This window comes from Aeromonas sp. 600479, from assembly GCF_049175515.1.
GTDB classification, from domain to species: Bacteria; Pseudomonadota; Gammaproteobacteria; order Enterobacterales; family Aeromonadaceae; genus Aeromonas; species Aeromonas veronii_A.
The window spans coordinates 355,728-367,912 of sequence record NZ_JAAKVF010000001.1; the positions used below are offsets into that span (position 1 = coordinate 355,728).

At 57.2% G+C, this 12,185-nt stretch carries 10 protein-coding genes; 2 read left to right on the forward strand and 8 right to left on the reverse strand.

Annotated features, from left to right (window positions below; genetic code table 11):
* Positions 1–103 precede the first annotated feature (103 nt).
* The 6 genes from ppiD to tig all read right to left on the reverse strand — a co-directional run bounded on the left by ppiD (position 104) and on the right by tig (position 8,542).
* On the reverse strand, positions 104–2,017 hold the full coding sequence (gene ppiD, locus G5149_RS01575) for a peptidylprolyl isomerase (RefSeq protein WP_421211279.1): 1,914 nt from the start codon (positions 2,015–2,017) through the stop codon (positions 104–106).
* Between the two features lie 150 nt (positions 2,018–2,167).
* On the reverse strand, positions 2,168–2,440 hold the full coding sequence (gene hupB, locus G5149_RS01580; protein WP_005315375.1) for a nucleoid-associated protein HU-beta: 273 nt from the start codon (positions 2,438–2,440) through the stop codon (positions 2,168–2,170).
* A 240-nt stretch (positions 2,441–2,680) separates the two neighbouring features.
* Entirely contained in the window at positions 2,681–5,035 is a 2,355-nt protein-coding gene (gene lon, locus G5149_RS01585; protein WP_216978631.1) for an endopeptidase La, read from the reverse strand.
* 141 nt (positions 5,036–5,176) lie between these two features.
* Positions 5,177–6,451 carry an ATP-dependent protease ATP-binding subunit ClpX gene (gene clpX, locus G5149_RS01590; RefSeq protein WP_201938413.1) on the reverse strand — a complete coding sequence of 425 codons (1,275 nt, stop codon included), beginning with the start codon at positions 6,449–6,451 and terminating at the stop codon, positions 5,177–5,179.
* A gap of 70 nt (positions 6,452–6,521) precedes the next feature.
* Positions 6,522–7,145 (reverse strand): ATP-dependent Clp endopeptidase proteolytic subunit ClpP, encoded by a 624-nt coding sequence (gene clpP, locus G5149_RS01595; protein WP_005336979.1) that lies wholly within the window; start codon positions 7,143–7,145, stop codon positions 6,522–6,524.
* A gap of 86 nt (positions 7,146–7,231) precedes the next feature.
* Positions 7,232–8,542: a trigger factor gene (gene tig, locus G5149_RS01600; protein ID WP_005345092.1), complete on the reverse strand. Its 1,311-nt coding sequence runs from the start codon at positions 8,540–8,542 to the stop codon at positions 7,232–7,234.
* A 441-nt stretch (positions 8,543–8,983) separates the two neighbouring features.
* Between tig and G5149_RS01605 the strand changes: the two genes are divergently transcribed.
* Both G5149_RS01605 and yfbR read left to right on the forward strand, forming a co-directional pair.
* On the forward strand, positions 8,984–9,418 hold the full coding sequence (locus G5149_RS01605; protein ID WP_201933346.1) for a YccF domain-containing protein: 435 nt from the start codon (positions 8,984–8,986) through the stop codon (positions 9,416–9,418).
* Positions 9,419–9,510: 92 nt separating this feature from the next.
* Positions 9,511–10,101: a 5'-deoxynucleotidase gene (yfbR, locus tag G5149_RS01610; RefSeq protein ID WP_216978630.1), complete on the forward strand. Its 591-nt coding sequence runs from the start codon at positions 9,511–9,513 to the stop codon at positions 10,099–10,101.
* Positions 10,102–10,189: 88 nt separating this feature from the next.
* Here yfbR and lolE read toward each other — a convergent pair whose 3' ends face one another.
* Both lolE and lolD read right to left on the reverse strand, forming a co-directional pair.
* Entirely contained in the window at positions 10,190–11,431 is a 1,242-nt protein-coding gene (lolE, locus tag G5149_RS01615; RefSeq protein ID WP_421211283.1) for a lipoprotein-releasing ABC transporter permease subunit LolE, read from the reverse strand.
* On the reverse strand, positions 11,431–12,129 hold the full coding sequence (gene lolD, locus G5149_RS01620) for a lipoprotein-releasing ABC transporter ATP-binding protein LolD (protein WP_005336988.1): 699 nt from the start codon (positions 12,127–12,129) through the stop codon (positions 11,431–11,433). Before lolD ends, lolE begins: the two co-directional genes overlap by 1 nt.
* Positions 12,130–12,185 lie beyond the last annotated feature (56 nt).

The following is a 12,185-nucleotide window of genomic DNA, read 5'->3' on the forward strand; positions in this document are numbered from 1 at the left end:
CTGCGCAGCGATCACTGGGAGCAGGGCTTGATTATTCCCCTCGCCCACAGATAAAAAAACGGCTCCATCAAGGAGCCGTTTTCAATGGATTGCGCAGTGCCGATTACTCGACGGTCGCTTCCACACTGGTGAAGTACTCGATCTTGGCTGTTTTGCGCAACTCGTCGATCAGCGACTTGTAATCCACCTGAGCTTTGCCCTGACCCAGCTGAGCTTGCAGCATGGCAGCCATACCGGATGCGGCGGCAGGGACGTTGACCTTGTCCAGCGCAACTACAACGCGGTCACCATTGGTCTCGGCAACCAGAGCCACGCTCGGCTTGCCGTCGACCGGATGAGGCAGTGTGAACGCCTGGGCAATCAGGTTCTGATCCAGCTCGCGATCGAAGCGGGCAACCCCTTTGTGGGTCTCCACTTTCAGACCGAGTGCAGTCAGATCGGCGGTGATGCTCTCACCGACTTTCAGCTTGTCCAGCAGGCCCTGGGCCTTGCCACGGGCTACTTCGCTAGCCTTGTCATGCTTGATGGCGGCAATCACCTGCTCTTTCACCTCGGCCAGCGGCTTGACCGCTTTGGGCTTGTGACCAGTGATGTGCAGCACCAGCGCCTTGCCGTCAGCCAGCTCGATCACGTCGGAGTTGGTGTTGTCATCGCGCAGCTGTTCGGAAAACGCCACGGAGAGCACCTTGGGATCGTTCAGCGGAGCCGGAGCAGTCGCCTGGGTGAAGAAATCGGAAGATTGAACCTTCATCCCCATGGCATCAGCGGTCAGATCCAGCGAGTCCGGGTTTTCGAAGCTGTTGTCAGCCATCTTCTGCTGCTCGGCGAAGAACTTCTCCTTGGCCTTGTCAGCTTGCAGACGAGTGATGGTCTCTTCTTTCACATCGGCAAACGGCTTGGTCTGGGCTGCTTCAACCCCCAGCAGCTTGATGATGTGGAAACCGAACGGGCTCTTCACTACGGTGGAGAGATCACCAGCCTTGTTCAGGGCAAAGGCCGCCTTCTCGAAAGCCGGATCCATCACCCCTTTCTCGAACCAGTCCAGCTCGCCGCCTTTTTTGGCAGAGAAGGTATCGGAGGAGTCAGCCTTGGCCAATGCAGCAAAATCATCTCCAGCTTTGGCTTTGGCCAATACGGCCTCGGCCTTCTGCTCAGCCGCTTTCTCATCCTTGCCAAACGGGATCAGAATATGAGCCACGTGGCGACGCTCGGCACGCTGGAACAGATCCTGGTGCTGATCGTAGTAATCCTGGGCATCCTGCTCGGTGACCTTGATATCTTTGGTGAGGTTGGCGGCGTCCAGCAGCAGATAGTCGACCTTGACCTGCTCGTCGTTCATGAAACGGGCACCATTGGTCTTGTAGTACTGCTCCAGCTCGTTGTCGGAGACCTGAACGTCAGCCATGTAGTTGGCGGCAGCCAGACGAACCAGGCGCAGATCGCGAGTCTGGTTGTAGAGCTTGTCGAGCTGCTCCGCTTCACCCTTGAGAGAGAATTCGGTGCCCAGCAGGGCGCTCATCAGCTGTTGACGCACCATATCCTGACGCAGGGAGTCACGGAACATTTCGGGAGTCATACCAGCACGACGGATCAACTGAAGATAGCGGTCATTGTTGAACTTGCCGTTCTCAGCAAACTCCGGCATCGCTACGATGGCCTGCTTGATCTGTTCATCGCTGATGCGCAGACCCAGTTCACGGGCCTTGCTGTCCAGCAGCGCCTGATCGATCAGCCGATCCAGCACGCCACGGCGGAACTGTTTCATGTAATCGGGGTTCGCGGCCAGCTGGCTGAATGCCTCTCCCATCTGGGATTCCATGCGGGCGCGCTCGTTACGGTAGGCATTTTCCAGTGCCGCAGCACTGATCTCGGTGCCATTGACGGTGGCGGGGGCGGTACGGGCCGGGCCGTTCAGGTAACTACCTACACCAGCCAAGGCAAAGGAGAGGATGATCAGGCCCAAGATAACCTTGGCTACCTTGCCCTGCGCCCCTTCGCGTAGTTTATCCAACATCATGTTTGTACTTATGCTCCCGAACTCGATGGGCGTAAACAATAAAAAGGCGCACCGATTGCGATGCGCCTTGGTCAATCAGTATGAGAGAAGACTCTCTAACTTGTCTGGTCTGCGACCAAGGACGGTAGCCGACGGATATCAGCGACCGACTTAGTTAACAGCGTCTTTCAGGGCCTTACCGGCTTTGAAGGCAGGAACTTTACCAGCAGCGATTTCGATGGTCGCGCCAGTCTGCGGGTTACGGCCTGAACGGGCAGCACGCTCGCGTACAGCGAAAGTACCAAAACCGACCAGAGCAACCTGGTCACCCTCTTTCAGCGCTTCACCAACAGCATCAATGAAGGCATCCAATGCACGGCCAGCGGCAGCTTTGGAGATATCGGCACCGTCTGCAATCTTGTCAATCAGTTGAGATTTATTCACTCTTATATTCCCCTTTTATCGAACACCGCTGCGGCGCTGATTTCCTTGGCCACAACAAGTGGAGGTTTTATAGCAAGCCTCCTGATCAGTTGCAAGTGACAACCTGGCGCAAACCCGCGCCACACAACGCATTGCGACTCATCACGAGTACCCGATCGGTGGTCAAGGCTACTTCCGTTATCGGGCGCATGCAAGCCTTAACCACCCGCCGAATGCGCCAAATTTGCGGCGCATCAACATTTACACGACAGAAACGCGCTCAAACCCCTGCGGATTGTCCTGCAACGCCAATTCCAGCACCTCGTCAATCCAGCGAACAGGATAAATTTCAAGGTCTTGTTTGACGTTTGCCGGGATCTCCTCAAGGTCACGCTCGTTCTCTTTCGGAATAAGCACTCGCTTGATGCCGCCACGGTGGGCTGCCAGCAACTTCTCCTTCAGACCACCAATGGGTAGTACTTCGCCGCGCAAGGTGATCTCTCCTGTCATCGCCACATCAGCACGAACCGGATTACCGGTCAAGCTGGAGACCAGTGCGGTACACATGGCGATACCGGCGCTCGGACCATCTTTCGGGGTGGCCCCTTCCGGCACGTGCACGTGGATATCACGCTTCTCGTAGAAGTCGGCGTTGATGCGCAGCTTCTCGGCACGGGTGCGCACCACCGTCATCGCCGCTTGAATGGACTCCTGCATCACTTCACCGAGGGAACCGGTATAAGTGAGCTTGCCCTTGCCCGGCATGTTGGTGGTCTCGATGGTGAGCAGATCGCCCCCCACTTCGGTCCACGCCAGACCACACACCTGACCCACCTGATTCTGGTCGGTGGCCTTGCCGTAATCGAAACGCTGCACCCCGAGGAACTCCTTGAGGTTCTCCTGATTGACCTGAACATGCTTGATGCTCTTGTCCAGCAGGATGCGTTTGACCGCCTTGCGACAAATCTTGGAGATCTCGCGCTCCAGACTCCGCACCCCCGCCTCGCGGGTGTAGTAGCGGATCACCCCGACCAGGGCAGAATCTTCGATGGTGATCTCGGACTCTTTCAGGCCGTTGCGCTGGATCTGCTTGGCAACCAGATGCTGCTTGGCAATGTTGAGCTTCTCATCTTCGGTGTAACCGGAGAGACGGATCACTTCCATCCGGTCCAGCAACGGGCCCGGGATGTTCATGGAGTTGGAGGTGGCCACGAACATCACGTCCGACAGGTCATAATCCACTTCCAGGTAGTGATCGTTGAAGCTGTTGTTCTGTTCCGGATCCAGCACTTCCAGCAAGGCGGATGCGGGATCGCCGCGCATGTCCGAGCTCATCTTGTCGATCTCGTCGAGCAGGAACAGCGGGTTCTTCACACCGACTTTCGCCATCTTCTGGATGAGTTTGCCAGGCATGGAACCGATATAGGTACGGCGGTGACCGCGGATCTCCGCTTCGTCACGCACCCCACCGAGGGCCATCCGCACATATTTGCGGCCCGTCGCCTTGGCGATAGATTGGCCAAGGGAGGTCTTGCCCACACCGGGAGGCCCAACCAGACAGAGGATGGGGCCCTTGAGCTTGTTCACCCGTGCCTGTACCGCCAGATATTCAAGGATGCGATCCTTGACCTTCTCCAGGCCATAGTGATCGGCATCCAGCACCTCTTGCGCCTTGCCAAGGTCTTTCTTGACCTTGGAGCGCGCTTTCCACGGCACCTGAACCATCCAGTCCACATAGCTGCGCACCACGGTAGCCTCGGCGGACATGGGTGACATCATTTTCAACTTGGCAAGCTCGGCCTGCGCCTTTTCACGGGCATCTTCCGGCATGCCAGCCTCTTCAATCTTGCGATTGAGGGCTTCAAACTCATCCGGGCTATCTTCCAGCTCACCCAGCTCTTTCTGGATGGCCTTCATCTGCTCGTTGAGGTAATACTCGCGCTGGCTCTTTTCCATCTGCTTCTTGACGCGAGTACGGATGCGCTTCTCGACCTGCAGCAGGTCAATTTCCGACTCCATCATCGCCATCAGGAATTCGATACGCTCGGAGACAGAGACAATCTCCAGCACCTTCTGCTTGTCTTCCAGCTTGAGCGGCATGTGGGCCGCCATGGTGTCAGCCAGACGCGCAGCATCGTCGATCGCCGAGATCGAGGTCAGTACCTCGGGCGGGATCTTCTTGTTGAGCTTGATATAGCCTTCAAACTGGCCGATGGCGGAGCGAACCAGCACTTCCTGATCCTTCTCCTCAATGGCTTGGGAGGGGATGTACTGGGCCTCGCAGACAAAGAAATCCTTGTCGTCGATCATCCGCTCCAGGCGAGCACGCTGCCCCCCCTCTACCAGCACCTTGACGGTGCCATCCGGCAGTTTGAGCATCTGCAGAATATTGGCCACTGTCCCGACGGAGAAGATCTCCTCCACCGTCGGCTCGTCGGTTGACGCATCCTTCTGGGCCACCAGCAGAACTTTCTTGTCCTGCTCCATGGCCGCTTCCAGACAGCGAATGGATTTTTCCCGCCCCACAAAGAGTGGAATGACCATGTGGGGGTAAACCACCACGTCACGAAGAGGCAGGACGGGAATCTCGATGCGTTCTGAACGCTCTAGGTTCATATATGTCCTCTCGGCTTGTTATACCGTTGGCAAAGCGCTTGGCTGAGTATATGGGGGCGCAGAGATGAGATTCAATCGCCGAAACCGCAAAAAGCATGAAAGGGGCAAAAAGCCCCTTCCATTTGATTAAAAATCAGACATTTACTCTGATGCAGCAGCCTGGGTCTCGGGATTTTCGTAGATCATCAAGGGCGCAGAGTCCCCTTTGATCACGGTCTCGTCGATCACCACCTTGCTGACCCCTTCCAGAGAAGGCAGGTCATACATGGTATCCAGCAGCACGGCTTCCACGATGGAACGCAGACCACGAGCACCGGTTTTACGCTCCATCGCCTTGCGGGCTATGGCGTTGAGTGCGTCGTCACGGAACTCGAGCTCAACCCCTTCCAGATCGAACAACGCAGCGTACTGTTTGGTCAGCGCGTTTTTTGGCTCTTTCAGGATCTGGATAAGGGCAGCCTCGTCCAGTTCGGTCAGGGTCGCGACCACCGGCAGACGGCCGATAAACTCGGGGATCAGACCATACTTGATCAGATCTTCCGGCTCTACCTTGGCGAAGGTCTCGCTCAGGGTGGCCTTGGCATCCTTGGATTTTACCTCGGCGCCAAAACCGATACCGGTCCCCTTCACGGAACGCTGCTCGATCACCTTGTCCAGACCGGCAAAGGCACCACCACAGATGAACAGGATCTTGGAGGTATCAACCTGCAAAAACTCCTGCTGCGGGTGCTTGCGACCACCTTGCGGCGGCACGGAAGCAATGGTCCCTTCGATCAGCTTGAGCAGTGCCTGCTGTACCCCTTCCCCGGAGACATCGCGGGTGATGGAGGGATTGTCCGACTTGCGGGAGATCTTGTCGATCTCGTCGATGTAGACGATGCCACGCTGGGCCTTTTCTACGTCGTAGTCGCACTTTTGCAGCAGCTTCTGGATGATGTTCTCCACGTCCTCGCCCACGTAACCTGCTTCGGTCAGGGTGGTCGCATCGGCCATGGTGAACGGCACATCCAGCAGGCGAGCCAGAGTCTCGGCCAGCAGGGTCTTGCCGCTGCCGGTCGGGCCAATCAGCAGGATGTTGGATTTGCCAAGCTCCACACCACTGTTTTCGCCGCTGTTGCGCAGACGCTTGTAGTGGTTGTAGACGGCAACGGCCAACACCTTCTTGGCATACTCCTGCCCGATCACATAGTCATCGAGATGAGCGCGGATCTGATGAGGGGTCGGCAGCTCGTTACCATCGCGCTTGGGCGAGATCTCGCGGATCTCTTCGCGGATGATGTCGTTGCACAGCTCGACACACTCATCGCATATGTAGACGGAAGGGCCAGCGATCAGCTTGCGCACTTCATGCTGGCTTTTGCCGCAAAAAGAGCAGTAGAGCAGCTTATCACCCTCACCCTTGCGTTTCTCTGTCATTCAGCAACCTCGTTTTATCAATAGAGGATGGATCGGCCTGTTGAGTTTACAACAGACCGGGACACCCTGCTCAGCTACGCTGGCTCAGGACACCATCTACCAGACCATAGGCCACGGCCTGCTCGGCGGACATGAAGTTGTCACGATCGGTGTCACGCTCGATGGTAGCCATGTCCTGACCGGTGTGGAACGCCAGGCGCTCGTTCAGGGTATTTTTAATCTTCAGGATCTCCTGGGCGTGGATCTGGATATCAGATGCCTGACCCTGGAAGCCACCCAGTGGCTGGTGGATCATCACGCGGGCGTTAGGCAGGCAGAAACGCTTGCCCTTGGCGCCACCAGCCAGCAGGAAGGCCCCCATGGAGCAGGCCTGCCCCATGCAGACGGTGCTGACATCCGGCTTGATGAACTGCATGGTGTCATAGATGGACATGCCCGCAGTCACCGAACCACCCGGCGAGTTGATGTAGATATAGATGTCCTTGTCCGGATTCTCGGACTCGAGGAACAGCAGTTGGGCAACCACCAGATTGGCCATGTGATCTTCAACCTGACCGGTCAGGAAGATCACCCGCTCTTTCAGCAGACGGGAGTAAATATCGTAGGAACGTTCACCCTTGGCAGTCTGTTCGACCACGATGGGGACCAGCGCATTGCTGGGAGAATCGGTCATATCGTTATAGTTCTTGTACATAAGGCATTGTCCCTAAAATAAAATGGCCCGAGTGGAGATCACACGAGCCATTATACTTAACAGTCTTGACCTTAAGTCAAATGTTCTTAGGCAGCGGCGCCAGACTTGTTGATCACTTCGTCAAATGCAACTTCTTTTTCGGTCACTTGCGCTTTGGACAGGATCAGGTCGATGGCTTGATCTTCTACTGCCAGGTTACGAACGCCGTTCAGCATCTGTTCGTTCTTCTGGTAGTACTCGATCACTTCCTTCGGATCTTCGTAGGCAGTCGCCATGGACTCGATGATGCTGTTTACACGGGCATCGTCAGCCTTGATCTCGTTGGTGCGGATCACGTCACCCAGCAGCAGGCCTACGCGTACACGACGCTCGGCTTGAGCCTGGAACAGTTCAGCCGGCAGCTCGGGAGCGTTGCCGCCCTGGAAACCACCGAAGCGCTGCAGAGCCTGCTGACGCAGTGCGTCGATCTCTTGAGCAACAGCTGCTTTCGGCAGGTCGATTTGGTTGGCTTCAACCAGACCGTTCAGAACCTGCTCTTTCACGCTGTTTTTCAGGGCTTGAGCCAGTTCGCGTTCCATGTTCTTGCGCACTTCGGCTTTCAGCTCTTCAACAGAACCGCTTTCGATACCGAAACGCTTCACGAACTCTTCGGTCAGCTCAGGCAGGATCTGCTCTTCAACCTTGATCAGCTTGGAAGCGAACTTGGCCTCTTTGCCTTTCAGGTTTTCAGCGTGGTAGTCAGCCGGGAAGGTCACTTCGATGGTGAACTCGTCGCCCGCTTTCTTGCCCAGGATGGCGTCTTCGAAGCCCGGGATCATACGGCCAGCGCCCAGGACCAGGTTGAAGCCTTCAGCTTTGCCGCCGTCGAACTCTTCACCGTCGATGGAACCGACGAAGTCCATGGTCACACGCATGCCATTGGCAGCAGCAACATCGGCATCAGCCCAAGTAGCGTGCTGCTTGCGCAGGGTGTCGATCATGTTGGCCAGATCTTCATCCTTCACGGTCGCAACCGGCTTCTCGACCTTGATGGTCTCAAGACCTGCAACTTCGAACTCCGGATACACTTCAAAAGTGGCGGTGAATTCGAAATCCTGACCCTCTTTGATCTCTTTCGGATCCATGGTCGGGGCACCGGCCGGGCTCAGTTTGTTTTCGATGATGGCTTTGATGAAGTTGCTCTGCATCATTTCATCAGCAACGCGGGCGTGAGCCATGGCGCCGAACATCTTCTTGATGATGGCAACCGGAGCCTTGCCAGGACGGAAACCGTCGATGCGACGAGTTTTGGCCAGGCCATTCAATTCTTTACGCACAGCGGCGTCTACGGTAGCAGCCGGTACAGTGATGGTAAGACGGCGTTCCAGACCCTGGGTTGTCTCTACAGAAACTTGCATTCTTCTACCTCGTTCAACTCAGCACTGTGTGCTGACCCTTTATTGCCCCTGGGCAAAGCCCGGAGTCTTCCTGTTTATAAAGACAACGATATGTCTTTGTGATGAGAAAATATGACGCGGCATTATAGCGGCGCACTTTGGTCGAGTCGAGCCACACATCCCCCACATTGAGCGGCGTGCAAGCACAATTCGTGCAAAACTGCCCTTTATATGGGGAGAGAGGACCTCTAGTTCAACCATCCAGTGAGGATAATTTTGCGTTTGCTCACCTTTTTTCATCCGAACGCCGCTTTATTACCCATTTTTCGCCGATAAACAGGTCACCGTTGCGGACGACGACTCAATTTGACCAGCCAAATGGCGATTGGGCCAATCAACCATTGCGTCCCTACCCCTCCCTCGTTATGGTGGCAACCAAATTGATGATCTGGAGTCACTCACATGGCCTTTTTCCGCTTCTTGTTCAATCTGCTCTGGTTTGTACTGGGAGGTGTCTTTATGGGCCTGGCCTGGTGGCTGGCCGGTCTTATCTGCTTTATCTCGCTGATCGGCATTCCCTGGGGACGAGCCTGCTTCGTGATCGGCACCTTTACCTTCTTCCCGTTTGGCAAGCAGGCTGTCAACCGCAAAACCATGACCGGCCAGAGCGATATCGGCACCGGCACTCTGGGGCTGATTGGCAACATCCTCTGGTTCGTGCTGATCGGTGTCTGGCTGGCCATAGGCCACATCGCTTCCGCACTGGCCTGCTTCGTGACCATTATCGGTATTCCGTTCGGTATCCAGCACCTCAAGCTGGCGCTGATCAGCCTAGCGCCCATTGGCCAGATGATTGTGACCAATCAGGAGGCTGAATCGGGCCGCTATATCCGCTAACTGCGGGAAATGCGCGGGCAGACGCTGCCCAACAACGAAAAAAAGGGCAGACTAGGGTCTGCCCTTTTCTATTCTCTTTTGTTGAGGCAATCATGTTACCCAGTCACTTTTTCGCCAATCTCGCCCGCATGAAACTCATCTATCGCTGGCCCCTGATGCGCAACATCCAGCCGGAAAACATTTCCGAGCACAGCCTGCAGGTGGCTATGGTGGCCCATGCCCTCGGCATCATCAAAAACCGGCTGTTTGGCGGCAGCGTGAATGCCGACCGCGCCGCCGTGATGGCCCTCTATCACGACAGCAGTGAGGTGCTGACCGGCGATCTGCCCACCCCGGTCAAATACTTCAATCCCGAGATCGCCCGCGAGTACAAGAAGATAGAACTGGCCGCCGAACAGCGGCTGCTTGGCATGCTGCCGCCGGAACTGGTAGAGGATTTTCGCCCGCTGCTCGATTCGGCAGCCCAAGATGGCGAGCTGGCCAGGCTGGTCAAGGATGCCGATACCCTCTGCGCCTATACCAAGTGCCTCGAAGAGATTAATGCTGGCAATAGGGAGTTTGAACCGGCTCGCAAACGCCTCGAAGCCATGCTGGAAGCGCGGATGAGCGATGAGATGCGCTACTTTATCGACACCTTCGTGGCCAGCTTCTCCCTGCCGCTCGATGAGCTGAACGCACACTAAGACAAGTCACTCGAGCTGAAAACAGAAGGGCCCGCCGGTTTGCACCGGCGGGCCCTTCGTTCTTTATCGTCTGATCAGATGTGGCGCATCAGTGACCCAGCTCGCGGGAGGGTACCAGACCGCTCGCCCGCCAGGCGGGATAGAGGGTCGCCACCAGACTCATCAGAATGGCGGCGCCCGTCACGATAAGCAGATCCTGCATATGCAACTCGGTCGGCAAGAAGTCGATAAAGTAGATATCCGGATTGAGGAAGCGGTGACCGATGAGCTTCTCGATAACCCCCAAGATCTGGGTCAGCTTGCTGGAGAGCAGCCCGCCCAGCAGGGCGCCGAGCAGGGCACCGGCCACGCCGTTGACCATCCCCTGAATGACGAAGGTAAGCCGGATCTGGCCAGGGCTCGCCCCCATGGTTTTCAGGATGGCGATTTCGCTGCGCTTCTCGTTCACCGCCATCACCAGGGTGGAGACAATGTTGAAGCAGGCGACGGCCACAACCATCAGCATCACCACATACATGACGGTACGCACCATCTGGATGTCCTGATAGAGGTAGCCCTGGCTGTTCATCCAGCTACGGATATAGACGTGATGGGGGAACTGCTGCGCGGCGGCAATCGTAATATTTTGTGCATTAAGCACATCGCTCACCCGCAGGCTGAAGCCCTCCACATCGCTGCCCATGCCGGTGATCGCTTGCGCATCGGCCAGATGCATAAAGCCGAGCAGGCCGTCGAGCTGCCCGCCGATCTCCAGCAGCCCCACCACGGTCAGGGCTTCGCGGCGGGGATTCTTGATCCCGGCCTGATCGCCCCCTTGCGGCAGCAGCAGGGCAACAGAATCCCCCACCTTGACGCCCAGTTTGTCGGCGATGGTCTTGCCAAGGATCACCCCACGTTCACCCGGTTGCAGCTCACGCAGACCACGGCCCGTCATGTATTTGCCTGCATCCGACAGATTGGCTTCCAGATCTGGCAGCACGGCGCGCAGTTGTACCCCCTTGAGGGCGGAGCCATGCTCCAGCAGGCCATTGAGGCGAATGACCGGGGCGGCCGCCTCAACGCCCGGCTGGGCCAGCAGGTAGTCACGCAGACGTGGCCAGTCCGGCAGCGGCCGCTCGACGGCGTCCAGCTCACCTTGCGGCACGACCGAGAGCACCCGATCTTTTAGCTCCCGCTCGAAACCGTTCATGGCGGAGAGGCCCAGGATCAGCGCCATCACCCCGAGGGCGATACCGATCAGGGAAGAGGCAGAGATAAAGGCGATAAACCCGTTGCGACGGCGGGAGCGGCTGTAACGCAGGCCCAGAAAGAGGGGCAGCGGTTTGAACATCAGGCAACCTCCGCCATCACGCCGCTCACCAGGGTCACCCGGCGATGGAGCTTGGCCGCCAGGCTCAAGTCGTGGGTCACCACCACAAAGGCGGTACCCAGTTCACGATTCAGTTCACACAGCAATTCGTACACCGCGGTGGCACTGGCGTGATCCAGGTTACCGGTCGGCTCGTCCGCCAGCACCAGACTTGGTTCGTTGACCAGCGCACGGGCAATCGCCACCCGCTGGCGCTCGCCACCGGAGAGCTCGGACGGTCTGTGGTTGAGACGGTGGGAAAGCCCCACCCGTCCCAGCATCTTGGTTGCCTTTTCGGTGGCAACCGCCACCGACTCACCGGCGATCAGCAGCGGCATGGCCGCATTTTCCAGCGCACTGAACTCGGAGAGCAGGTGGTGAAACTGGTAGACAAAGCCCAGCTCGCGGTTGCGAAAACGGGCCTGGGTGCGGCTGTCCCAGTGGTGGATATCCTCACCCTTGAACAGCACGGCGCCGCTGGAGGGGTTGTCGAGGGCCCCCATCAAATGCAGCAGAGTAGTCTTGCCGGAGCCCGAGCTCCCCACCACCGCCAGCATTTCACCGGGCGCGACGCAGAGATCAATCCCCTTGAGCACCTGAGTCTCCAGCTCCCCCTCTTTATAGACATGATTGAGTGCCTGGCAGCGCAGCAGAGGTTCACGGGATACGGCTTCATTCATAACAGGGGCTCCACTTACGCCAGTGACCACAGAGGCACCAGTAACAACGCCGGTAC

Coding starts and splice junctions, on each gene's coding strand:
- clpP (WP_005336979.1), bottom strand. CDS start 7,145: ATGTACAAGAACTATAACGATATGACCGATTCTCCCAGCAATGCGCTG.
- clpX (WP_201938413.1), bottom strand. CDS start 6,451: ATGACAGAGAAACGCAAGGGTGAGGGTGATAAGCTGCTCTACTGCTCT.
- lon (WP_216978631.1), bottom strand. CDS start 5,035: ATGAACCTAGAGCGTTCAGAACGCATCGAGATTCCCGTCCTGCCTCTT.
- tig (WP_005345092.1), bottom strand. CDS start 8,542: ATGCAAGTTTCTGTAGAGACAACCCAGGGTCTGGAACGCCGTCTTACC.
- lolD (WP_005336988.1), bottom strand. CDS start 12,129: ATGAATGAAGCCGTATCCCGTGAACCTCTGCTGCGCTGCCAGGCACTC.
- lolE (WP_421211283.1), bottom strand. CDS start 11,431: ATGTTCAAACCGCTGCCCCTCTTTCTGGGCCTGCGTTACAGCCGCTCC.
- yfbR (WP_216978630.1), top strand. CDS start 9,511: ATGTTACCCAGTCACTTTTTCGCCAATCTCGCCCGCATGAAACTCATC.
- ppiD (WP_421211279.1), bottom strand. CDS start 2,017: ATGATGTTGGATAAACTACGCGAAGGGGCGCAGGGCAAGGTAGCCAAG.
- G5149_RS01605 (WP_201933346.1), top strand. CDS start 8,984: ATGGCCTTTTTCCGCTTCTTGTTCAATCTGCTCTGGTTTGTACTGGGA.